This window comes from Gymnodinialimonas phycosphaerae (assembly GCF_019195455.1).
GTDB lineage: Bacteria > Pseudomonadota > Alphaproteobacteria > Rhodobacterales > Rhodobacteraceae > Gymnodinialimonas > Gymnodinialimonas phycosphaerae.
Genome location: NZ_JAIMBW010000001.1, coordinates 1,681,512 through 1,704,518, shown reverse-complemented (window position 1 = coordinate 1,704,518; position 23,007 = coordinate 1,681,512). Strand labels below are relative to the sequence as shown.

Annotated in this window: 18 protein-coding genes and 1 tRNA gene; 9 read left to right on the top strand and 10 right to left on the bottom strand. The window is 63.4% G+C overall.

Annotated elements, in window-relative coordinates; genetic code table 11:
- Positions 1–27 precede the first annotated feature (27 nt).
- Both KUL25_RS08325 and KUL25_RS08320 read right to left on the bottom strand, forming a co-directional pair.
- The gene (locus tag KUL25_RS08325; protein WP_257892522.1) at positions 28–1,317 is read right to left on the bottom strand and encodes a type I glutamate--ammonia ligase; all 1,290 of its coding nucleotides are present in this window, start codon (positions 1,315–1,317) and stop codon (positions 28–30) included.
- A gap of 13 nt (positions 1,318–1,330) precedes the next feature.
- Positions 1,331–2,587, bottom strand: a complete 1,257-nt coding sequence (locus KUL25_RS08320; protein WP_257892521.1) for a cytochrome P450 — start codon at positions 2,585–2,587, stop codon at positions 1,331–1,333.
- A 68-nt stretch (positions 2,588–2,655) separates the two neighbouring features.
- Between KUL25_RS08320 and KUL25_RS08315 the strand changes: the two genes are divergently transcribed.
- The gene (locus KUL25_RS08315; RefSeq protein WP_257892520.1) at positions 2,656–3,369 is read left to right on the top strand and encodes a type 1 glutamine amidotransferase; all 714 of its coding nucleotides are present in this window, start codon (positions 2,656–2,658) and stop codon (positions 3,367–3,369) included.
- On the opposite strand, the gene KUL25_RS08310 is transcribed toward KUL25_RS08315, so the two are convergent.
- Positions 3,358–4,008: a GntR family transcriptional regulator gene (locus KUL25_RS08310; protein ID WP_257892519.1), complete on the bottom strand. Its 651-nt coding sequence runs from the start codon at positions 4,006–4,008 to the stop codon at positions 3,358–3,360. The genes KUL25_RS08315 and KUL25_RS08310 overlap by 12 nt on opposite strands.
- A 119-nt stretch (positions 4,009–4,127) precedes the next feature.
- Here KUL25_RS08310 and KUL25_RS08305 point away from each other — a divergent pair, with 119 nt between their 5' ends.
- The 3 genes from KUL25_RS08305 (at position 4,128) to KUL25_RS08295 (ending at position 7,965) form a co-directional block, all read left to right on the top strand.
- On the top strand, positions 4,128–5,111 hold the full coding sequence (locus KUL25_RS08305; RefSeq protein ID WP_257892518.1) for a LysR family transcriptional regulator: 984 nt from the start codon (positions 4,128–4,130) through the stop codon (positions 5,109–5,111).
- Between the two features lie 223 nt (positions 5,112–5,334).
- Positions 5,335–7,770 carry a GcvT family protein gene (locus KUL25_RS08300; protein ID WP_257892517.1) on the top strand — a complete coding sequence of 812 codons (2,436 nt, stop codon included), beginning with the start codon at positions 5,335–5,337 and terminating at the stop codon, positions 7,768–7,770.
- 121 nt (positions 7,771–7,891) lie between these two features.
- A tRNA-Gly gene (locus KUL25_RS08295) sits at positions 7,892–7,965 on the top strand.
- An 89-nt stretch (positions 7,966–8,054) separates the two neighbouring features.
- On the opposite strand, the gene KUL25_RS08290 is transcribed toward KUL25_RS08295, so the two are convergent.
- On the bottom strand, positions 8,055–10,196 hold the full coding sequence (locus KUL25_RS08290) for a M10 family metallopeptidase C-terminal domain-containing protein (RefSeq protein WP_257892516.1): 2,142 nt from the start codon (positions 10,194–10,196) through the stop codon (positions 8,055–8,057).
- Between the two features lie 22 nt (positions 10,197–10,218).
- Entirely contained in the window at positions 10,219–10,566 is a 348-nt protein-coding gene (locus tag KUL25_RS08285; RefSeq protein WP_257892515.1) for a hypothetical protein, read from the bottom strand.
- Between the two features lie 251 nt (positions 10,567–10,817).
- Between KUL25_RS08285 and KUL25_RS08280 the strand changes: the two genes are divergently transcribed.
- The 5 genes from KUL25_RS08280 to KUL25_RS08260 all read left to right on the top strand — a co-directional run bounded on the left by KUL25_RS08280 (position 10,818) and on the right by KUL25_RS08260 (position 17,866).
- Positions 10,818–12,662, top strand: a complete 1,845-nt coding sequence (locus tag KUL25_RS08280; protein WP_257892514.1) for an ABC transporter transmembrane domain-containing protein — start codon at positions 10,818–10,820, stop codon at positions 12,660–12,662.
- 168 nt (positions 12,663–12,830) lie between these two features.
- Positions 12,831–14,726: an acyl-CoA synthetase gene (locus KUL25_RS08275; protein ID WP_257892513.1), complete on the top strand. Its 1,896-nt coding sequence runs from the start codon at positions 12,831–12,833 to the stop codon at positions 14,724–14,726.
- A 4-nt stretch (positions 14,727–14,730) separates the two neighbouring features.
- Positions 14,731–15,936 (top strand): winged helix-turn-helix domain-containing protein, encoded by a 1,206-nt coding sequence (locus tag KUL25_RS08270; RefSeq protein ID WP_257892512.1) that lies wholly within the window; start codon positions 14,731–14,733, stop codon positions 15,934–15,936.
- A gap of 59 nt (positions 15,937–15,995) precedes the next feature.
- The gene (locus tag KUL25_RS08265; protein ID WP_257892511.1) at positions 15,996–17,141 is read left to right on the top strand and encodes a CapA family protein; all 1,146 of its coding nucleotides are present in this window, start codon (positions 15,996–15,998) and stop codon (positions 17,139–17,141) included.
- Between the two features lie 62 nt (positions 17,142–17,203).
- Positions 17,204–17,866: a hypothetical protein gene (locus KUL25_RS08260; RefSeq protein ID WP_257892510.1), complete on the top strand. Its 663-nt coding sequence runs from the start codon at positions 17,204–17,206 to the stop codon at positions 17,864–17,866.
- Between the two features lie 48 nt (positions 17,867–17,914).
- Here KUL25_RS08260 and KUL25_RS08255 read toward each other — a convergent pair whose 3' ends face one another.
- The 5 genes from KUL25_RS08255 to KUL25_RS08235 form a co-directional block, all read right to left on the bottom strand.
- Positions 17,915–18,463, bottom strand: coding sequence for a DinB family protein (locus tag KUL25_RS08255; protein ID WP_257892509.1), 549 nt, complete (start codon positions 18,461–18,463; stop codon positions 17,915–17,917).
- Positions 18,447–19,544 (bottom strand): cupin domain-containing protein, encoded by a 1,098-nt coding sequence (locus tag KUL25_RS08250; RefSeq protein WP_257892508.1) that lies wholly within the window; start codon positions 19,542–19,544, stop codon positions 18,447–18,449. Before KUL25_RS08250 ends, KUL25_RS08255 begins: the two co-directional genes overlap by 17 nt.
- Complete coding sequence (locus KUL25_RS08245; protein WP_257892507.1) at positions 19,541–20,233, bottom strand: fumarylacetoacetate hydrolase family protein; 693 nt, start codon at positions 20,231–20,233, stop codon at positions 19,541–19,543. Before KUL25_RS08245 ends, KUL25_RS08250 begins: the two co-directional genes overlap by 4 nt.
- A complete protein-coding gene (locus KUL25_RS08240) occupies positions 20,234–21,424 on the bottom strand; it encodes a 3-hydroxybenzoate 6-monooxygenase (protein WP_257892506.1) in 1,191 nt (396 codons plus the stop codon).
- An 89-nt stretch (positions 21,425–21,513) separates the two neighbouring features.
- Positions 21,514–22,989, bottom strand: a complete 1,476-nt coding sequence (locus KUL25_RS08235) for a mannitol dehydrogenase family protein (protein ID WP_427854481.1) — start codon at positions 22,987–22,989, stop codon at positions 21,514–21,516.
- Positions 22,990–23,007 lie beyond the last annotated feature (18 nt).

The following is a 23,007-nucleotide window of genomic DNA, read 5'->3' as shown; positions in this document are numbered from 1 at the left end:
AGCATTCTTCGGCAAGCGCAGCCGCTGTCAGAGGTAGGGAATGTAGAAGTCGCGCAAGGCCTCGGGGGCAAGCATGGCGGTCTTCTCGACCTCGGCGGTTTTCATGAAGACGTGATTGTCAACCAGGTCCTGCCCGACAGCGGCACTCAGGGCGGTATCGGCGGCAAGGTCGGTGATCGCTGTGGCCAGGTCCGGGGCGACGCCGACGGTGGCGTCCGTCCGCTCGAACCCATCGCCGGTCTCTTTTGGTTGCAGTTCGTAGCCGTTCTCCACCCCCAGCCGCGCGGCTTGCAGGATCGCCGCGACGGCGGTGTAGGGGTTGGCCGCCGCATCGGCCGTGCGATGTTCCAGCCGCGCCTTCGGGCCGCCTTCGCTGCTGACCCTGATGGTGACATTGCGGTGATCGCCGCCCCAGTTCTGCCAATGACCCGAGAGCGAGCCCGGTTGCAGCCGGTCATAGGAATTCCCCGAAGGCGCAATCAGCCCCGCCAGCCCTTTGTGGTGATGCAAAAGCCCCGCCACGCATCCCCTCGCCAGATCGTTCAGATGATCCGGCCCGCTTTGGCCGCCGTCCGACAAGGTGTTCTCTCCATTGGTTCCGGTGAACGAGAAGTTGACGTGCATGCCGCTGCCACCCGCCTCCACAATTGGTTTCGGCATGAAGGACAGGATCACGCCCTCGCCCAAGGCGACCTCACGCGCCAATTGGCGGAAAAGGACAATGTCGTCGATCGCCTGCACCGCGTCGTCAAATGTCAGTGTGTATTCGAATTGCGGGCTGTCGTATTCCGCCGTGATCATCTCCAGCCGGAAGCCGAGGGCATCGGCGACCTCCCAGATCGCGTCGTTGAACCCGCGCGGGTCGGTGAAAGCGCCGGTGCCGTAGACCACACCGCCGAAGCTGTCGTAGGGGACCAGCCTGCCGTCCGCGCCGTGCACAAAGGCGAAGGCCTCCAGCTCGATCCCGACCTTTGGCGTCAACCCGCGCGCCTGCCAATCGGCGACCGCGCGTTTCAACGCGCCGCGCGGGCAAACGGGCAGGGGGGTGCCGTTGGTATCATAGAGGTCCCCGATCACGATTCTGGTGTCGGCCTCCCAACTGTCGCGGATGTCGTCGCCGCGCCAGCGCAGTTCCATATCCGGCAAGCCCTCCATCATCATGGACCCGGGCGCAGGCAGCAGGTCCTTGTCGTAGTGCACGCCGAAGGTCGAGCGGCAGAACCGCGTGTTGTTGTCCCCGATCTTGGACGCGGGCAGATATTTGCCCCGCATGATGGACAGGTGGTCGCAAAAGACGGCGCGCAGACGTGGGTTCATGGAAAAGGCCTCCTCAGGCGCGTTTGATGCGGACAGGCAGCGACTTGAGGCCGCTGATGAAGTTTGACCGCAAGAACTGCTGCGGTCCATCGGCTTCGATATGGGCGATCCGTTTGGACAACTCCTGGAAAAGCACCGTCACTTCCAGCCGCGCCAACCACATGCCCAGGCACAGGTGCGGGCCACCGTGACCGAAGGAAAGGTGTTTGTTCGGCGTGCGGGTCAGATCCACCCGGTCGGGCGCGGTGAAATAGGCCGTATCGCGGTTGCCGGATGCGAACCAGTACAGCACCTTGTCGCCTTCGCGGATCGTCTTGCCGTGCATCTGGTAATCCTGGGTTGCGGTGCGGCGAAAATAACTGGTTGGGGTGGCCCACCGGATGATCTCATCCGCCGCCGTGTCCCAGATGTCGCCTTGCTGCATCTGCGCCAGCAGGTCCGGCTGGTGACACATCGCCTGCATGCCGGCGGCGATGGAATAGCGCGTTGTATCATTGCCGGCGGCGACCAGCAGGCAGAAGAAATTGCGGAACTCCGTCTCGGAAATGACAGAGCCATCGGGGCCCGGTTGCAGGATCAGGTGCAGCACGCCGGTTGTGTCGCCGCTGGCGTTCTTGGCCGCCATCAGGTCCTTGGCATAGGCGTAAAGCTCGGCCCCGGCGGGCGAGTTGAAGGGCATCATCCGAAATTCATCCGTGCTCATCTTGTCGAGCACGTGAGAGGTAAAATCCGGATCCGTATTGGCGATCAGCGCATCGCCTTTCTCCACCAGCCAGGGCAGGTCTTCTTCGGGCGTGCCAAGGATGCGGCCCAACATGCGCATCGGCAATTCGCGGGCAATGCACTTGGTGGCGTCGAAACTGCCGTCTTGCAAGACCTCATCCAGAATATCGCGGCAGAGGCCCCGGATGTCTTCCTCGAACCCGGCGATCACGCCCTTGGAGAACGCGCGCGCCAGCTTGATGCGCATCTGCATATGCTCGGGCGCGTCCGTCTCCTGGAAGGTGCGCCGCGCCAGGTATTCCTCGTAGCTCTGGTCCTCCATCCGGATGCCCTGCGCCGAGGAAAACACCTTCGTGTTGCGGTTCATCTCCAGAATGTCGTGGTAGCGGGTCACGGACCAAAACCCCTTGCCGCTATCCCAATCCGTCCAACTCAGCGGGTCATCACGGCGCAGGCGCGCAAAGGTAGCCAGCGGCGGGCCCGACACGAAGGTGTCGTGGCTGGATAGATCCGCCTGGCCGTCATCGATCGGTGTCCAAACGGTCATCAACTCCGCCCTTGCTTGATATACTTAACATGACCATAAATATGCATTGGCAAAAAGGAAGCCCAAAAATGCACCTCGCCATTTTGATGACCAACACGGACGAAAGCGCCTTTGCGCAGGCGCATCCCAAGGATGGTGAGAAGTTCACGGCGCTGATCCACAGCGTTCGGCCCGCGTGGCACGTCACGTCGTTCTCGGTGAAGGACGGTGTCTTTCCCCCTGATATCAATGCGTTCGATGGGGTGATGGTCACGGGTAGCCCGGCCTCCGTTCTGGATGATGACCCATGGGTCGCGCGGCTTTTGCAGGTCATCGAGCGGGCCTTTGAAGGCCGCACCCCGATGTTCGGCGCGTGCTACGGACATCAGGCGATAGCACTGGCCCTTGGTGGCGAGATCGGCCCAAATCCCGCCGGGTGGGTCTTTGGGCTGACCCGATCCACCATCATTGACCACGCCGAATGGATGGCGGGTCTGCCCGACAGCTTCACCCAATACGGCGCCCATAACGAGGCCGTCACCCGCCTGCCTGCGGGGGCCACACCGCTGTCCACCTCGGACGCCTGCGCGGTGACCGGATTTCGCATCGGCACGTCGGTTTACACCACCCAGAACCACCCCGAAATGACGCCTGCCTTCATCAAGGCCCTCGTTGCAGAATACCGCGACAAGCTGCCCGACGGGGTCGGGCAGGCGGCCGAGGCATCGCTGACGCAAGATGTTGATATGCGCGTCTACGCCGAGACCATCGCCCGTTTCTTCGAGCAGGCCTCAGCCGACTGAGGCGATCAGGTCCATCACCGTTTGGCGGTCGTAGTTGAAGTGCGCCGACATCGCCGCCTGTGCCTCTGAAGCGCGGTGGGCAAGGATATGGGACGCGATCGCCGCGTGATCCTCGGCGGACGCCGCCGCCGCACCGGGGTTGCGGTAGCGCATCCGGTAATAGGCCATCAATTTGCGCGCGTTGGTCTTCACCATATCGGCCAGGATGTCGTTGTGGGCGGCACGCACGATTACCTCATGAAAGCGCAGGTTCAGTTGGTAGTATCCAGCCGGGTCGCTGTGCCCGTGGGCCGCCGCATGGGCCGTGCATCCCGCTACCACGTCGCGCAATTCACTCGCCAGGGCGTCCGTGATCCGTTGCGCCGCAAGACCTGCCGCGAAGGCTTCCAGATTGGCGTGCACCTCCAGGATCGTCAGGAACTCCGCCACCGAGGGTTGGAAAATCACAGCACCCTTGCGCGCATTGCGGGCGACCAGCCCATCGACCTCCAGCCGGATCAGGGCCTCGCGCACCGGCGTGCGCGACACGCCGCATTCGGCCATCATCTCTTTCTCATCAATGGGGTGGCCGGGCAGAAGCGTGCCCGCATCGATCCGGGCGATGATCAAATCGATGACGGCGGTGGTCTGGGTCGTCACGTCGGGCCTCCTTACGCTGCGCCCCAGCCTACCCAAGCCCCGTGGCGACGACCAGCGCGCGTTGTGCGCAGACCCGGCGCCGGTTTAGGAAGGGTCGTATCCAAGGACTTGAGGCCGCTATGTCGAAACCGTCTTCCCGCAAAGGGCTGAGCCTCAGGTGGCTGGAGTTGTTCCAGGTCTGTGCCCGCACCGGCTCGCTCAGTGAGGCGGCGAAAGAGACGGGCCTGTCGATCAGCACCGTCTCGCACCACCTGCGCGCGCTTGAAGATCACCTGGGGGTGGAGCTGTTCAACCACACGCGCCGCCCCATGGTCCTGACCCCCAAAGGCCAGGTCTTCCTGCGCAATATCGACGTGGCACTGCAATCGATCCGCAAAGCCACCGCCGAGGCCGCGACGGGCGATCTGGCCGAGGCGCGCTACCTGCGCCTGGGCACGATCGAGGATCTCGACAGTGACGTGACGCCTGCCCTCGCCGTGCACCTGTCGCGCAAGATGCCCGATTGCGATTTCCTCTACCACATCTCGACCAGCCACGAGATCCTGGAAATGCTGCGCGACCGAGAGCTTGATCTGGGCATCACCACCACCCCGCCCGAGCGGATGCGCGACCTTCAAGATCACCCACTTCTGCGCGATCCCTTTGTCGTCGTTCTGCCCGCGAACGAAGGTGCGGCGCCGCTGGCCGAGGTCGTTGCCGGCAAGACCACGCTTCCGTTCCTGCGGTTCTCCAATGATCTGATCATCGCAGGTCAGATCGAAGCGCAGTTGCGCCGCCTTGGCGTGAGCCTGCCCCACAAGGTCGAATGCGGCAGCAACCAGACGCTGATGGCCATGGTCGCGGCGGGGGCAGGGTGGACTATCACCACGCCGCTGCTGTTTTCGCGCGCCAAACGCTTCCAGTCCAGGCTGCGTCTGCATCCGTTCCCCGGCAAGCGCTTTTCCCGGACCCTGTCGCTTGTCACAACGCCTGATTGCGCGCGGTCGGTGATGGAGTTGGTGAACGCGGAAATCCGTGCCTCGCTTGACGCCCAGGTCATTCGCCCGTTGATTGAGATGACCCCCTGGCTGGAAGGCGCCTTCGCTTTGATCGACGAGCCCTGACCGTGGCCGGGCCTGACCCTGGTGGACGTCGAACCGCGGCGTCCCCCTCTGGCGCTTTCATCGTGCAGGCCGCGGCCCACGGCAACAGTCCTTACGTCGGCAGGCGCGTCACAGTTGAGAAAATCCGGGATTACTATTCCACTCTTTTCGAAATAATGACGAACCGCTAGGCACAGGCGGCAAAAACCGCTTTCTCAAGCGCAACTGGTTTAGGAGAGAGTCGATGAAGTCGCGCACCAAGGTTGCTGTTATCGGCGGTGGCATCGCCGGGTGTTCCACCCTCTACCACCTGACCCAGGAGGGGTGGACGGACGTCGTCCTGATTGAACGGGATGAGCTGACATCCGGCACCACATGGCATTCGGCCGCGCAGGTGACAAACTTCGGCATGAACCAGACGATGGTGGGCCTGAAGTCCCATTCCATCGCCCTTTACAAGAAGCTGCGCGACGACCCGGAATATCCCGTCGGCTACCACCACGGTGACGGCGGCATCCGTCTGGCCAATACGCAAGCGCATATGCAGGGCTATCGTCACTTCGCGTCCATGGCGCGGGGGATGGGCGTGGAATACGAGGTGATCGATGCCGAGGAATGCGCGCGCCGCCACCCGCTGATCTCGACCGATAACCTTTTGGGTGGCCTTTGGGATGGGGAGGACGGCGATATCGACCCCGCGCAGCTGTGCCAGGCGCTGGCGTTCCATGCCCGCAAAGCGGGGGCAGAGGTCTATCGCCAGACCAATGTCACCGGCCTGACCCAGCATAAGGACGACACCTGGACCGTGGAAACGGACAAGGGCAGCATCGACGCCGATATCGTCGTGAACGCTTGCGGCTACCGCGTCAACGAAGTGGGCAGGATGATGGGCGTGCACCACCCCGTCGCCTCGATGGAGCACCAATATTTCGTGACCGAGGATATCCCGGCCATCGCCGAGGCCAGTCACCGGATGCCGCTTCTGCGCTGTCCGATCAGCGATTACTACTCGCGGCAGGAAAAGAACGGCCTGCTGGTCGGCTTCTACGAGCAGGACTGCAAGACTTGGGGTCTGGACGGCATCAGCCCCAGCTTCACCAATGACCTGTGCCCCGACGATCTGGATCGGGTGATGGACGTGCTGGAAGGCGCGTTCGAGCGTATGCCCGTTCTGGCCGAAGTCGGTATCAAGCGGATCGTAAACGGCCCGATCACCTACACCATCGACGGCGCGCCGCTGGTCGGCCCGATCCCGAACAAGCGCAACGCGTTTTGCATCATTGGCCTGCGCGCGGGCCTGGGCGAGGGCGGCGGCCACGGCTGGCTTCTGGCGCAGCAGATCGTCCATGGCGAGGCGCAGTATGACACCTGGTGCATCGACCCGCGTCGTTTCACCGGCCACGCCAACGTGGAATTGACGGCGCTGAAGGCCATTGAAGATTACCAGAACGAATTCCGCTTCCACTTCCCCTACGAACATCGCCCCGCAGGCCGCAACGCCAAGACCACGCCGTTGACGCCCGTTCTGGCGGCGGAAGGCGCGGAATTCACCGTCGTGAATGGATGGGAACGGGTCGATTACATCAAGCCCGCGCCGGACTTTCACCCGACGCTCGGCTTCAACTTCGACGAGGCCTTCGACGTCGTCGCCGAAGAGGTGCGCAATGTGCAGGAGAACGTGGGCCTGTGCGAGGTGAACGGCTTCAACCGGTTCGAGATTACTGGCGCGGACCGTCACAGCTTTCTTGACCGTATGTTCTGCGGCACCGTCACCAAGCGCGATGGACGCGTCGGCCTGGGCTATATGCTCAACCATCAGGGCCGGGTGAAGGCCGAGGCCACGATCGCAAACCTTCCTGCCTCGGACCGGGGCCCTGCGCGGGTCTGGTACGGTTCTGCCGCCGCCGCCGAGACCCACGACATGGACTGGTTGCAAGCGCATCTGCGCGCCGACGAGGACGTGCAGATCAAGAGCCTGACCAACGACCAGACGATCCTGGTGCTGGCAGGCCCCAAATCCCGCGACGTGCTGCAAGCGGTCAGCCGCGAGGATTGGTCAAAAGAGGCCTTCCCATGGCTTTCGGCCCGCGAATGCTTCATCGGCTACGCGCCCGCGACCGTTCTAGGTGTCAGCTTTTCGGGCGAATTGGCCTATGAGATCCACGTGCCCAACGCGTCGCTCTATGCGGCCTACACGGCCCTGCGCGCGGCGGGCAAAGCCCATGGCCTGAAGCTATTCGGGGCTCGCGCGGTGGAGTCGATGCGGATGGAGAAGGGGTTTGCCCACTGGAAGGCCGAACTGCTGACCGAGTTCGACCCCTTCGAGACCGGGCTTGACCGTTTCGTGAAGCTGGAGAAAGGCAATTTCATCGGCAAGGCGGCGCTGGAGGCCCACGTGGCGGCCGGCCCCACGAAGAAACTGGTGACACTGCAGATCGACAGCACCCAGGCCCCGGCCCATGGCGGCGCCTCGCTGATGCGGGGCGGCAAGGTGGTGGGTACCGTGAGTTCTGGCGATTGGGGACACCGGGTGGGCATGAACCTGGCCTATGCGTTCATCGACCCGGATCTGAGTGAGATTGGCACGGTGGTTGACCTGGACCTTTGCGGTGACCTGATCCGCGCCGAGGTGATCGCGCCGTCGCCCTACGATCCGTCCTACGCCCGGATGCGCGCCTAGGACCTTCAGGGCGCGCGTCCTTTATCGTCCCCCGCTCAAAGCGGCAGGGCGGTTTCTGGCCAAACGCGGCCAAGTGAACTTGACCCGGATTTCCCGTTGAAATATGCGGAGGGCACACAGCGCGGGCGTTGTGTAATGGTAAGACCTCAGCCTTCCAAGCTGATGATACGGGTTCGATTCCCGTCGCCCGCTCCAATCTCTTCCTTCAAGACCAGTAGCTCTGCCGCGCCCGCCGCGTGCAGGCGTGATGGCACGAGAGCGCGCTGCCGTGCCGTCGCAGATGATCAGAAGACGAAGTCGAAGGCGTCGAGATCGGTGTAGAGTACGTCCCTGAGAAGGATCGAATTGCCGTTGCCCGTGTCGATCAACACGTCGTTGCCGACCTGCGATGCCGCCGCCGTGCCGTTGCCGGTGCCAAGCACATCCGCCAGCGTGTTCAACGATGTCAGGCCCGAGAAGTCGATCATCTCGAAGTCGTTAGTCGCCTCGAAATCGGTGATTTCATCCACGCCGTGGTTGTCGTTGAAGATGAAGGTGTCCGCGTTGAACGACCCGGTCAGGGTGTCGTTGCCCACGTCGCCGATCAACGTGTCAAAGCCCGAACCGCCGACGATCGAGTCGTTGCCTGTGCCACCATCAAGGTAGTCACTCTGGGTTCCACCGCGCAGCAGATCGTTGCCGTTACCGCCAAAGAGGCTGTCGTCGCCTTCACCGCCCCACAATTTGTCATTGCGGTTGCCGCCGTTGATCGTGTCGTCGCCCCGGCCCCCTCTCAGGCGGTCGGCACCCATTTCGCCCAGGATCAGGTCATCGCCATTGCCGCCGCTCAACAGGTCGCTGTCTTTTCCCCCGATCAGCGTGTCGTTGCCCATGTTGCCTTCCAGGGTGTCGCGGCCATCGCCGCCTTCCAGTTGGTCAAACTGGTCGCCACCGGTGATGAAGTCATCCCCTTGACCGCCAAGGATGGTATCTTCCCCTGCGCCGCCTTCGATGGAATCCGCGCCACCGCCACCCTCGATCATGTTGGCGACATCGTTGCCGAAGATCGTGTCGTTGCCGCTGCCGCCGATCGCGTTCTCGATCACTGCCCCATAGGCGATGGAGAAGTTGCCGACGTAGCCGCCGATGTCCGAAAACACGCCTGCCTCCAGCGTCAGAACCTGGGCCATCGTGTAGCCCGACAGGTCAATCGTATCTGTACCCTGACCGTCGTAGACCGTCATCAGCGGCGTGGTGTTGAGGGTGAAGTCGTAGACCGAATTCGCCTCTGTGGCGTTGAACCCGTAGATCGTGTTGCCCGCGTTATAGTCGAGGTCGGCGCCATAAAGCTGGTGGATCGCCATGAAGTCATACAGCATGAATGTATCGGGATAGTCGAGGCCCCCGCTGACGCCGGTGGCGGTCTCGCTGAAGTAGCTCATCACCGTGTATTGGTGCGAATCCTGAATGAACTGCGCGCTGTTGGCGTAGGTGATGGAGACGCCAACGCCGGCGTTGTAATCGCCCGGGTGTGCGAGGCCGATGGCGTGGCCGATCTCGTGCAGCATCGTGTAATAGGCATAGGTGCCGATGCTAAAAGACTGACCGTTGTGGAACGAATTGTTGTTCAACCAGACGTCGCCCGCGTTGGCATTGAAACTGGTATTGCCGCCCCCCGAGCCGGGGTAATAGGCATAAGCGCCGGCGCCATCGTTGGCTTGATAGGCCCCGAAAAGCAGCGTCGCGTTGTTCGACACCCCGCCCTCGTTCACCTGAGTGAAGTTGAGCCCCGAGATTTCGTCCACGTATTGCAGCGCGTTTTGTGTCAGCGCCACCTGGTTGGCGCTTAACTGGATCAGCGGCGTGCCATTGCTAGGGTCAACGCCCGAAGCGCGGACCGCCCATGTCAGGTTGACCCCGGTTTCCGGTGTGGTCACCCACGCCTGGTTGGGACGCATGAGGTTGCCTGCGCCCATCTCCAGATTGAAGCTCGCCACCTCGCCCTCGGTCACCGAGACGCCATAGGTCCCGTCATCCGTCGACGAGTAGCTTCCGACTTCGATGTAGTACGTAGTGGTTTCGGTCACGGTGACGGTCAGGTCAGCATTCAGGCCCGGCCCGCCATCATCATCATAAGAGATTGCGTTTCCGTTTTCGTCGCGCAGGGTCATGGTGACGTCGTTTGCCGCCGACCCAAGCGCCCCCACGCCCACGGCCGCGATCGTGTACGTGCCGACCTCCAGCGTGACCTCGATCCAATCGGTATCGGTGCCCGTTGACAATTCACCCATGAATAAGTCGCCGCTGTCGATGTTGGCGTTTGTGGCCGTCGTGTTGGCCGCGTCGCCGGTCTCATCGACCGTGATGCCGACCGGGACCGCGGGAATGAGGTCGGTATACTCGCATTCCATAACTTGCGGATTGAAGGTCGAACAAACAAGGCACATGGGCGCTATCCTATAGGACTGGTCAGTTGGCTACGACATCGGGGCGGGTTGCCGATGCTGTGAAAGTCGAAGGAATGCCCGCCAAAAGAGGCAAGACTTTGCCTTGGGTGGGCAAGTTCTGTAGCAAAATAGTGGCAGGCGTGGGCAGGGCTGGATCTTGTACCGCCCCGTCGCGCTGAACGTCACCGCAAAGACGCTCTGCATCCGCAAGGGCCGTGCGCAGGACTTCCGCTTGCTCCTCTGGTGACAGCAGTGGAGATCCCTCGCGCGCCTCATCCAGACGCGCTTGGGCCTCGGCACAGGTTTGTGCCGCAAGGGGACGGTTTGGATCGGCGGGCACCGCAAGGGCAGGCCCTGCGAGCGCACTCAAGAGTGCGGCCCCGAAAACGAACCGTTCCGTAATTGTAGAGCCTGTGCGCAATTCGATCTGCCTCAATCGTTAAGCTCTTCGATACAATACAGAAGTAAATAGAAGGTAAAAACTCTCGCCTGCGGGGAAACGCTGCGTCGGCATGTCACCGCGCGTCCAGCGGGACTTGCAGGCTAGACCGAAGGGCAATATCGACTGTTATTCAACGATCTGCCCTTCCCGTGGGCAACCCGATGAGGCGACCGCAAACCATGTCCAGCGACCAAATTTCTGCCCCGGCGCCTTCTGCGCCCCCCGCGGCTGGCGCGCCCGCCCCCCACGGTGCCTCGGAAGAGCGGGAGCGGTCAAAAAAGATCAGCAGCCTCCGCGGGCTTGTGCCGTTCCTGGCGCCTCACAAGCTGATGCTGGCAGGCTCCATCGCCGCACTTGTGCTGACGGCGGTGGTGTCTCTGACCTTGCCTCTAGCCGTGCGTCGCGTCGTTGATGGGTTCGAGACGGAATCGACGGAGGTTCTCGATCAGTACTTTCTGGCCGCCCTCGCTATTGCCGGTCTTCTCGCCATTGGCACGGGGCTGCGCTATTACCTCGTCACGCGCCTCGGCGAACGGGTGATCGCGGATATCCGCAAGGCCGTTTTCGATCGCATGATCGGCATGAGCCCCGCGTTTTATGAACGCATCATGACCGGAGAAGTCCTGAGCCGGATCACCACCGACACCACGCTGTTGCTCAGCGTGATCTCGTCAAGCATGTCGATCGCCCTGCGCAATCTGCTGATCCTGATCGGTGGCATCGGCTTGATGCTGTGGACCTCGCCGAAACTGGCGGGGGCGGTTCTGCTGATCGTGCCGCTGGTCATTGTGCCGATCGTGGTGCTGGGCCGTCGTCTGCGTGTCTTGAGCAGGCAGAACCAGGATTGGATCGCCGAGTCCTCGGGCAACGCCTCCGAGGCGCTCTTGTCCGCCCAGACCGTGCAGGCCTTTACCCACGAAATCCCCACGGCCAAGCGGTTCACCGATGTGACCGAACTGTCGTTCGACAGCGCCAAGAAGCGCATTGCCACCCGCGCCGTGATGACGGTGATCGTCATCGCCCTGGTTTTCACGGGCATCGTCGGCGTGCTGTGGATCGGGGCCCGCGACGTGCGGGCCGAGGTGATGTCCATCGGCGCCCTGATCCAGTTTCTGATCTATGCGATCATGGTTGCGGGCTCTGTCGGGGCCCTGTCCGAGATCTGGGGCGAGTTGCAGCGGGCCTCGGGTGCGACCGAGCGTTTGGTAGAGCTTCTGGGAACCGGCGACACGGTTGCCGACCCCGTGAATGGCGTGGCGCTGCCCATGGGCGGGCGCGGGGCCATCGCCTTCGATAACGTCAAGTTCCACTACCCCACGCGGCCCGAAACGGCGGCTTTGGACGGGGTCAGCTTCACCATCCAACCGGGCGAAACGGTGGCCCTCGTCGGTCCTTCGGGCGCCGGGAAATCGACCGTTTTCCAATTGCTTCTGCGGTTCTATGACCCTGAAAGCGGACAGATCACCATGGACGGCACGCCGCTGCCCGACATGGCGCGTCAGACCTTCCGGTCCGCCATGGCGCTGGTCCCGCAGGACCCGGTGATCTTTGCTGCCTCGGCCCGTGACAACATTCGCTTCGGGCGGCCCGGCGCTACCGACGCCGATGTCGAGGCCGCCGCCAAGGCCGCCGCCGCCCACGATTTCATCACCGCGCTGCCGCAGGGCTATGACACCTACGTCGGCGAACGGGGCATGATGCTGTCGGGCGGCCAGAAACAGCGCATCGCCATCGCGCGCGCCATCCTGCGCGACGCTCCGATCCTGCTGCTGGATGAGGCCACCAGCGCGCTCGACGCGGAATCCGAGCGCGCGGTGCAGGATGCCGTGACCCGGATGTCCAAGACCCGCACCACTTTGATCGTTGCCCACCGCCTTGCGACTGTGAAACAGGCCGACCGGATTCTTGTCTTCGAAGACGGCAAGATCGTCGCGGAAGGCACTCACGATGCCCTCGTGGCCGATGGCGGCCTTTATGCGCGACTCGCGCGGTTGCAATTCACTGAAGGTCTTGCGGCGGAATAACCGCGTCTGTCGGGGCCCAAAAGCACAAAAAGTCTTGGGTGCCGTTGCGTTTGCAACGACAAACACTTGTCACCTCCCAGTGATCTGAGTGAGGATCACGGCAACAAAAAATGCGCGGCACATGGGGGGAGGAGTTCCATGAGGCGCGCGAGGGGAGGACAAGAACCGATGACTTATGCAACCGCATTGGACCGAGACGCCATTGTGCAGGAAATGGCTTGGGAAGATCGTGACCTTCCGGTCACGACCTACGGCATGTTGACCCGCACCGCTGCCGAACACGGAAATCGTCCAGCGCTCAGCTATCAGCTGACCTCCGGTCCGACGGATCCCAACGAGACGCTCACGTGGAACGCCTTGCGCGATCAAGTCACGCAAGCGGCGAACCTTTTCCGGTCGTTGGGCGTCGGCGAAAACGACGTGGTGGCCTACCTGTTGCCCAACGCCACGGAAACGGTCGTGACCTATCTGGGCGGCCAGACTGCGGGCATCGTCAACCCGATCAACCCGCTGCTCGATGCTGAGCAGATCGCCTCGATCCTACGGGAAACCGGCGCGAAGGTGCTGGTCACGCTGCGTGCTTTCCCGAAAACCGATGTGGCACAAAAGGCGGCCGAAGCGGTTGCCATGGCGCCAAATGTAGAACACGTCCTGGAAATTGACCTGCTCCGCTACCTGACCGGCCTCAAGCGGCTGATCGTGCCGCTGATCCGGCCCAAGAACCCTGTCAGCCACAGCGCTCGCGTTCAGAACTTCAATCAGGCCGTCGCCGCGCAGCCAAAGACCCTGACCTTTGAGGAGGGGACCGAGGATCGCGTCGCCGCCTATTTCCACACCGGTGGCACCACCGGAATGCCCAAGGTGGCGCAACACCTGTTCTCGGGCATCATCTACAACGGTTGGGTGGTGAACCAAGTGCTGTTCAAGCACGACTCCGTGGCGATGTGCCCGCTGCCGATGTTCCACGTCTTCGGTGCCACGATCGTCATCGGCGGTGCGGTGTCATCGGGCGCTCATGTGGTCCTACCCACGCCGCAGGGCTATCGGGGCGACGGCGTTTTCGACAATTTCTGGAAACTGTGCGAGCGCTACAAAGTCACCTTCCTGATTGGCGTACCCACCGCGTTTGCAGCCCTTATGCAACGCCCGGTCGATGCTGATATCTCGTCCATGAAAATGGCGTTCAGTGGCTCGGCCCCGTTGCCGATCGAGCTGTACAAACGGTTCGAGAAAGCGTCTGGCATGAAGATCTGCGAGGCCTACGGCTTGACAGAGGCGACCTGCGCCGTGTCCGCCAACCCTCCCGATGGCATGAAGAAAATTGGCTCCGTCGGGCTGCCGTTGCCCTATGTCGACGTCAAGATCATCTCCATCGAGACCCATGAAGAGGTACCCTTGGGCGAAGCGGGCGAGATCTGCATCTCTTCACCAGGCGTCTATATGGGGCAGACCTATACGGAAGAGGCCAAGAACAACGATCTGTATTATCCCGGCCCGAAATCCAACGCTCAGTTCCTGCGCACGGGCGATCTGGGCCGAATGGACGAAGATGGCTACCTCTGGATTTCTGGGCGCGCCAAGGACCTGATCATTCGGGGTGGCCACAATATCGATCCCGCCGAGATCGAGGAGGCTCTGGCCGGCCACGAGGCCGTGGCCATTGCCGGCGCCATTGGTCAGCCGGATTCCTTTGCGGGTGAATTGCCTTGCGTCTATGTGGAGCTGGTGGCGGGTTCCAAGACCACCGTGGACGAGTTGATGGCCTTCGCTTCCGAGCATGTTCATGAGCGCGCAGCCATCCCCAAGTATGTGGAAGTCCTGGACGAACTGCCCAAGACCGCCGTCGGCAAAGTGTTCAAGCCGGACCTGCGCAAGATGGCGATCACGCGCGTCTACAACGAGGCGTTGGAAAAGGCGGGCCATGCGGCACGGGTGATCGAGGTGCGCGAAGACAAGAAACGCGGTTTGGTGGCCTACCTCGATCAAAACGGGGCTGACGCCGAGGCCGTGGGCCATGTCTTGGGTGAGTTCACCCGTCCCTGGGAATGGCGCGGCGCCGCGTGATCTTGTGACGGTCCCGACCCTCGGCAACGACCAGGCGCGCCGGGTGTTCCTGGCGCGTCACGGCCTGATGGATCCGCCCTCGGGCGGGGCCAGGGGTGCGGCTTTGGCGCAGGTGATCCACGGGTTGGGCTTTGTTCAGGTCGACAGTGTCAACACCTTTGCCCGCGCCCATGACCTGATCCTGTGGTCGCGGCGTCAAAGCTATCGGCCCGACGGGCTGCGCTGGATCAATGACCGCGCCCGCGCCACATTTGAACATTGGACCCATGACGCCTCGATCATTCCGATGGAATTCTACCCCATGTGGCGGATGCGGTTTGACCGGGACCGGCGGCGCTTGCACTCGAAATGGAAGGATTGGCACGGGCAGGGGTTTCATCCTGAAATCGACAAAGTCCTCGCCCGTGTGCGGGATGAAGGGATGTGCTGCTCCTCCGATATGGAGGATGAAACTGTCGAAAAATCAACCGGTTGGTGGGATTGGAAGCCCTCCAAGGTCGCGCTGGAATACCTGTGGCGATCGGGCGAGTTGGCGGTCGCCAAGCGGGTTGGTTTTCGCAAGTTCTATGACCTGAGTGAGCGTGTGATCCCGCCGGAGTATCTCAACGCGCGCCTCTCGGACGAAGAGATCGTGGATTGGGCCTGCACCGCGGCGCTGGACCGTCTGGGGTTTGCCACCAGCGGCGAATTGGCCGCCTTCTTCGACCTGATCCGCCCCGCTGACGCGAAGGCTTGGGCGGTTGAAGCGCTGGCCTCGGGCCGTGTGCTGGAGGTCGACGTGAGCGGCGCCGACGGACGGCTGCGCCGATCGCTCATTTGGCCCAAAGAGTTGGAATCAATTGATAATCCTCAGACCGCGCCCTCCCGTATTCGCGTGTTGTCACCGTTCGATCCTGCGTTGCGCGACCGCAAACGGGCCGAACGGTTGTTCGGTTTCCACTACCGGATCGAAATCTTCGTACCCGCCCCGAAACGGCGCTATGGCTACTACGTCTTCCCGGTCATGGAGGGCACGCGCCTGATCGGTCGCATCGACATGGCACGCGAGGAAGGCGTTTTGCGCGTCCGCGCGTTCTGGCCCGAGAACGGCGTTCGCATGGGGACGGGGCGAGAGGCGCGCCTGCGCGCCGAATTGGACCGCGCGGCCCGCTTTGCAACGGATGGAGAGATCGCGTTCGCCTCCGATTGGCTGCGTGCCCCGACCAGCTAATCATTGACAGAAACGGTTCTGTGCCGTTGCCTGTGGCAAGGTTATCCACAGGGATGCTTATGTTGAATTCGTTCAAAAACAACCGCTTTGGGCGCAAACTTCATGTCAGGCTGAAGGCGGCAGCGGTTTTGCTTGCCATCACCAGTTGCGCGCCAACTTCGCAAAGTGGCACCTGTGGGCGGCCCGACCTGGCCTTTGGGGGCGATGTCTTGCTGCATAGCCTGATCCAATCCGATGCCGCCGCCCGGACCGAGGGTTTTGCCCCCGCTTTCGCTCCCCTCGGGGGGGCGCTGTCCCGCGCTTTGGTGACGAGTGTGAACCTCGAAGGCCCCGCCGCCCGCAATATCGCACCCTCCGGGCGGGAGGTCCCCGATCCGGGCACGCTTTTTGACGGCCATATCTATTCCGGCTATCCCCGGTTCAACTATCATCCCTCCATCGCGGGTGTGCTTGCGTCGGTTGGTGTGGATGTGGTGCAGACCGCCAACAATCATGCCATGGATCGCGGGGCGATTGGGGCGGATCGGACCCTTTCGGCCTTGGCCGCTGCGGGCCTTGCCACCACTGGAACGCACCCAAGGGGCGCGACCGCGACATGGCACACAACGCGCCAGGTTGCCGGGTACAATATTGCCTTCCTCGCTTGCACATTCTCGACAAATGGACTGGCTGACCCGGGTGGTCAGGCGCTGCGATGTTATGGAAACCAACCCTCTATCCCCACACTTATTCACACACTGAATACGCAGCCGGGCATCGACGGTGTCGTGCTTCTGCCCCATTGGGGCACCGAATATTCTGCTCGCCCGACCGCCCGCCAACGCACGCTTGCCCGCGCGGCCGCCGAGGCCGGGGCCATCGCTATCGTCGGCGCTCACCCCCATGTCCTGCAACCGCTTGAGACCATCGTCACAAGCGACGGTCGGCGCGTGCCTGTGGCGTTTTCCCTGGGCAACCTGATCTCCAGTCAATGGCAGTTGGCGCAACGCACCGGCGCGATCCTGTACCTTGACCTGTCGGCCACCGCCCAAGGGCTTGAGGCGACCGGGGCGCGATACCTGCCCACGCGCGTAGAGCGCACGACCGAGCAGGGGGTCGCCGTTTTCCCGGCCGCAAGCCTTGCCACCGGGGCGGCCAGCCTGGCCCATGCACAACGCATCCTCGGGCCGGGGATGGTGACGCCCGACGGTTGCCTGGCACCGTAGCGCGGCCTTGACCCAAAGCCCGCGATCCCTATCGTAGCGAGACCTCTGGCGGGCGGTCCCACATGCCACATCCAAAATCCAAGTATCTGACGTCCCTTCCTGTTTTCGCGGAGAAGCCCTCGGCCCCCGGCCCGCGGACCATCGTGTGCTTCGGCACCGCCCGCGGGGGCACGTCGATGGTCGCGGGCGCAATTCTTGGCCTCGGCGTACCGATGGGCGAGGGGATCGGGCGCAATCTGGAGGACCCGGCATTCAACATGGATTGGCACAAGGGGACGGCCGCCGAGTTCACGGCCCACGCGCGCCAGATCATCGAAACGCGAAACGCCGCACATCCGGTCTGGGGGTGGAAGTTTCCCAACGCCGCCCGCTATCTGGAGAGCCTCGTGGCGGACCTCCGCGCGCCGCATCTGGTCTGCGTCTATCGCGATCCGGTCCCCATGGCCCTGCGAGCACGTCCGTCCATGAAAGAAGCCGCCAGCGTGGTGGCGAAGCGCCTGAGGGCACAGGTGCGTAATACGGCGATGATCGAGGCGTTGGGCGTGCCCTGTCTGATGGTGTCCTACGAAAAGGCTGCCGCTCATCCAATTGTATTTATTGAGGAATTGGCAAGTTTCCTGAACCTGCCTGTCCCGGCCCATGTCGACGAAATCGTCGATTTCATGACCCCCGGAACCTACAAGGACCCCGATCAGTTGCTGTCGCGCCTTGGCCCGCAGGGGTAGGCCCGCGCATCCGGGCTGCGCCTGTGACCAGCCTGTCTAAAGGACCGCTTACAGGGTTGAGGGGGCGCGCGCGTCCGGCGGCACGTCCGCAAGACGCCCCCCGGCGTCCAGCTCCAGCGCGGCGCGCCAGATCAGCCTTGCGCGGATCATCGGCGTGTCCCGCGCGGTGATCTCCGTGTCGTCCAACAGGCACAGCGGCACGTCCCAGGCAGGGCCGGGAAGGTCCCGCCACTCCACGTCCAGATGGATCGCCGCATGGTCAAACAGCCCCCGCAGGGCGCGGGCGGGCAGACTGGCGCCAAAGGTGACTTCGGCGTCCCGGGCGGCGGCGCTCTCGTGTTCCCGCTGCTCAACCCCGGTCCGCGCCCGTGTCATCAGGCGGGTCAGACCTCGGGCGTGATAGCCAACCCGCGCCACCACGACAGCGCGGCGGTTATCCACAAGAGCGTCGTCTGGCAACTCATTGAGGAGACGCGCAAAATAGGCCGTGCCGCGGCGCGCCAATAGAAGGTCCTGCAACGGCGCCTCGGGCGCATCGTAGCGCGCGCCAAGGCCTTGGCGCGCAATCAGCGCGGCGCGCTCAGGTGCCGTCGACATGAGTGCGGGCGAAGTGCAGACGCTCCATGATTGGCGCGTCCGAGAACCGGAACAAATCGAACTGCGACTCTGCTTGCAACGCCCAAGGCACCCACGACGGCACGGTGAACAAATCGCCCTTCTCAAGCCGATACGTGACGCCATCCATGACCACTGCGCCGCGCCCGTCGAACACCTGAAACACGGTCGAACCGACCTCGCGCCGGGTGGGCGTCTCGCAGCCTTCGCGCAGGCGGTGAAACTCGCAGCGGATCGTCGGCATCACATCGCCGCCCGTGGTGGGGTTCACGTAGCGCACCGCCGCATGGCCCTGTTCCACCGTGGCGGGCTGTCCTTCATCTTCCAGCAAGAGCTGCTCGGTCAGAGCGCGGTCCGTGTGCTCCCAGCGGAACGCGGCGAGGGGGCTGGAGACGGTATCCTTCAACCCCGACAAAGGCCGTAAACCGGGGTTCGCCCACAGCCGTTCGCCGCGCGAATAATTGGGCGTGGCATAGTCCGTCACCCGCTCGGATCCGAACTCGAAAAACCCTACATCCATCTGTTGGGTAAAGGGAATATCCAGCCCGTCGATCCAGGCCATCGGCGCGTCGCGGTCATTGTGGTGGCCGTGGAAGCGCCAGCCCGGCGTCAGCAGCAGGTCGCCGCGCGACATACGCACCGGATCACCGTCCACCACCGTCCAGACGCCTTCTCCTTCCACCACGAAGCGGAAGGCATTCTGGGAATGGCGATGCTCGGGCGCGGTTTCTCGTGGGCCGAGGTATTGGATCGCGCACCACAGCGTGGGCGAGATATAGGCGTTGGGTGCCAGGCCCGGATTGGCCAGGCCAATCGCCCGCCGCTCGCCGCCGCGCCCCACGGGGACCAGCGTGCCAGCGGCCTCGGCCAAGGGCAGCAGGTCCCCCCAGCGCCAGACGTGAGGCACCGCCTTGGGGGCAGGGGTCATCGGCATCAGGTCGCCCAACTGCGTCCATAGCGGGATCAGCGATTGATCCGCAAACCCTTGATATAGCGCACGAAGTTCGGGGGTGTCCTCAGGTTGCATGCCGTGGCTGACGCTCTCATGGGTGTCCTCGCTCATGCGGGGGCTCCGATGGTTACAGACAGATCCGGTAGCCCGGCGATGGAAACGGTGCACGTGTCGCCGACCGTCAGCGCGCCAACGCCAGCCGGGGTGCCCGTCATGATCAGGTCTCCCGGCGCGAGTGTGACCAGCCCCGAGAGGTAGGCGATGATCTCGGGCGTTGACCAGATCATCTCGGACAGATCGCCGGTCTGTTTCACCTCGCCGTTGACCGTTAACCCGATGGCGCCTTGGTCCAGGTGGCCGACATCTGCGACCCGGTGGATCGGCCCGATCACGGCAGAGCGGTCAAAGCCCTTGCCCATGTCCCACGGGCGGCCCGCCTTCTTGGCCACGCCCTGGACGTCGCGACGGGTCAGATCGTTGCCGCAAGCGTAGCCAAAGACAAGAGATAGCGCGTCGGCCTCGGCGATGTCGCGCCCGCCCTTGTCGAGCGCCACAACCAGCTCTGCCTCATAGTGCAAGTTCGACGTGGCGGGAGGGTAGGCGATGGTCTCGCCGTCGCCTACCAGCGCATCGGACGGCTTGGAGAAGAAGAACGGGGGCTCGCGGTCATCATGGCCCATTTCGCGGGCATGCTCGGCGTAGTTGCGGCCGACGCAGAAAATGCGCCGCACCGGGAAATGGGCGGTCATGCCCGCCACGGGGACCGTGGGCGTGGGCATGGGGTCAAACACGTAAGCCATTCAAATTCCTCCCATTTCAAGCGGCAAGCCGTTTGATTTGTAGATCCATGTCAGTTGAGTGTACCAGTCCTGCGGGCTCATGCCTTGCATGATTTCGTTGCGCACGGCGGCGCGGGCGTCGTCTGGATGGTAGATGTAATCGCCAATCAGACGCGAGTTCATCTGCACCCGCGCCGTGCGCGTCGCGCGCATGTCCTGATAGTGGGTCAGCGCGACCTCCACATCCTCTGCGCCGTCCAGCGCAACCGCCAGCGCCACACCGTCCTCCATCGCCATGCAGGCGCCTTGGGCGAAGTATTGCAGCATCGGGTGGGCGGCATCGCCAAGCAGCGCGACACGGCCGTCGGTCCAGCGCGACACCGGATCACGGTCGCACAGCACCCATTGCTTCCAGTCGCGCCCATGCTCGATCACCGCGCGGGCGCGGGGGTGAACATGTTCGAACCCTTCGGCGACTTCGGCGTTGGTCACAGGCTTGCCCGACACCGCCTCTAACGCGTCGCGGTGGTAGGTCACGACAAGGTTGAAGACCGTGCCGCCCTTCAGGGGGTAGTGCACGATATGGCACTTCGGCCCGGCCCAGAGGGTCGCGGCGTTCATCCGCAGATCCTCGGGCATCGCGTCGCGCGGAATGACCGAGCGATAGGTGGTATGGCCCGACACGCGCGGCGCGCCATCCCCCAGCATTTGCGCGCGAACGGGGGACCGCAGCCCCTCCGCCCCGATCAGCGCGCGGCCCCTTACGGCACCGTCGGCCAGGTGCAGCGTCACGGAGGTGCCGTCTTGCGAATACCCCGTCGCCGTGGCCTGCGTGCGCAGGTCCACCAGGCCGCTGTCGATACAGCGTTGCAACAGCAACTGATGCAGTTGGGCGCGATGAACCACGGCATAGGGATTGCCGAAATGCGCCCGGAAGGGCGCGTCGAGCGGGATGCGGGTGATTTCCTCAGCCGTTTGGGCGTTCAGCAGGCGCAGCGCGTCGATGAACACCGCCGTCTCGCGCATCTGCGCGCCGATGCCCAGGGCATCGAAGCAATGGAACCCGTTGGGGCCGATCTGGATGCCCGCGCCGATCTCGGCCATTGTGGGGGCCTGCTCCAACACGATCGAGGCGATGCCTTTGCCCGCCAGCGCCGCCGCTGCTGCAAGGCCGCCTATGCCGCCCCCGGCGATCAGAATCGGCAAAGTCATGGCGTCCTCCCGTATATCGTAAGTATACATACTATCGGAGCGGAAGAACGGTCAAGCCCCGGGAGGAGGGGACTTGACCGGGCGTCTTGTTATGTAGCGAAGGCGCGCAGGGTGGCGCGGCTGCCGTCTTTCCAGATCGCAGAAAGCCAACCGGTGAACGCCTCGGAAAATACCGTGTTTTCAGCCAGATCACCGTAGAGATGCGCCTGTTCCAGCCATGCGGCAGGGCGGGTCTTGGCCGCCAGCGCACAGGCGTGCAACTCGTCCCAGAACGGGTCATTGGCCTCGATCACGCCGCCATCCTCGCGGGTGCCTGCGCACATCCGTGCCCAAAGCGCCTCAACCAGGGCCAATGCCTCGGTCGAACCGCCTGCCGCCACGGCCTCGCGCACGATGGGCAGGATGAACCCGGTGTGCCGTGACGATCCGTCGAAGGCAACGCGGCGCGTGGTGTCCTTGATCGCGGGGTTGGCAAAGCGCCGCTCGATCAGGTCGAGGTAATCCACCGGAGCCATCCCCGGCACGGCGTCGACGTAGGGCACGATTCCGTCGCGTTCGACCTTGCGGAAGAAGGCGGCAATATCGGCGTCGGCCATGCAATCGGCGATGGTGGTGCAGCCCAGAAGCTCTCCGACATTGGCGATGACCTGATGGCCGCCGTTGAGGATCCGGATCTTCATCGCCTCGTAGGAATGAACATCATCGGTCAGCGTGGCGCCGACCTTTTCCCACGCCGGGCGCCCGGCGCAGAAGTCATCTTCAATGACCCACTGGCGGAAATTCTCGTGGCTGACGGGGGCGGCATCATCGATGCCGAAGTCCCGCGCCAGGGCGATTTCCGTGGGGCCGGTGGCGGGGACGATGCAATCGACCATAGAATTGGGGAAGCTGGAATTCGCCTCGATCCAGTCGGCCAACTCCGGGTCGCTCAACCGGGCGAGGCCCACGACAGTCTGGCGCACGATGGCCCCATTGCCTTGCAGGTTGTCACAGCTTTGTACGGTGAAGGCGGGCAGGCCTGCGTCGCGGCGTGCGCGCAGGGCGGCGATGATCGCGCCGAAGGCGGTGCGGGGCGCGGCGGGATGGGCGGCATCATGCTTGATATCGGCATGATCCGCGTCAAATCCATGGCTCACCGGGTCGATGTAATACCCCCCCTCGGTCACGGTCAGGGATACGATGCGGATCTCCGGCGCGCCCATGGCCGCAATCAACGCACCATTGCCCTCTTCGATCGGCAGGTAGTCGATCATCCCCCCCGTCACCTCGGCCGAGGTGCTGGCGGGCGTCAATTCGATCAGGGTCGTCAGGTAATCCTGCGCGGCCAGACGGTCGCGCATGGCGGCGTCATAGGCGCGCACGCCCGCGCCGATGATGGCCCAATCGTGCGCCTCTCCGGCCTGCATAAGGCGGTGCAGATACCACGCTTGGTGGGCGCGGTGGAAATTGCCCAACCCGATGTGCACGATGCCCGGCGTCAGGTCGTCGCGCGTGTAGGTCGGCACCGTAATGCTGTCGGGCAGTTGCGCAAGCGTCTCGCGGCGCAGGGGCAAAGGCGTGTCCATATCTCTCATCGTCTTTCC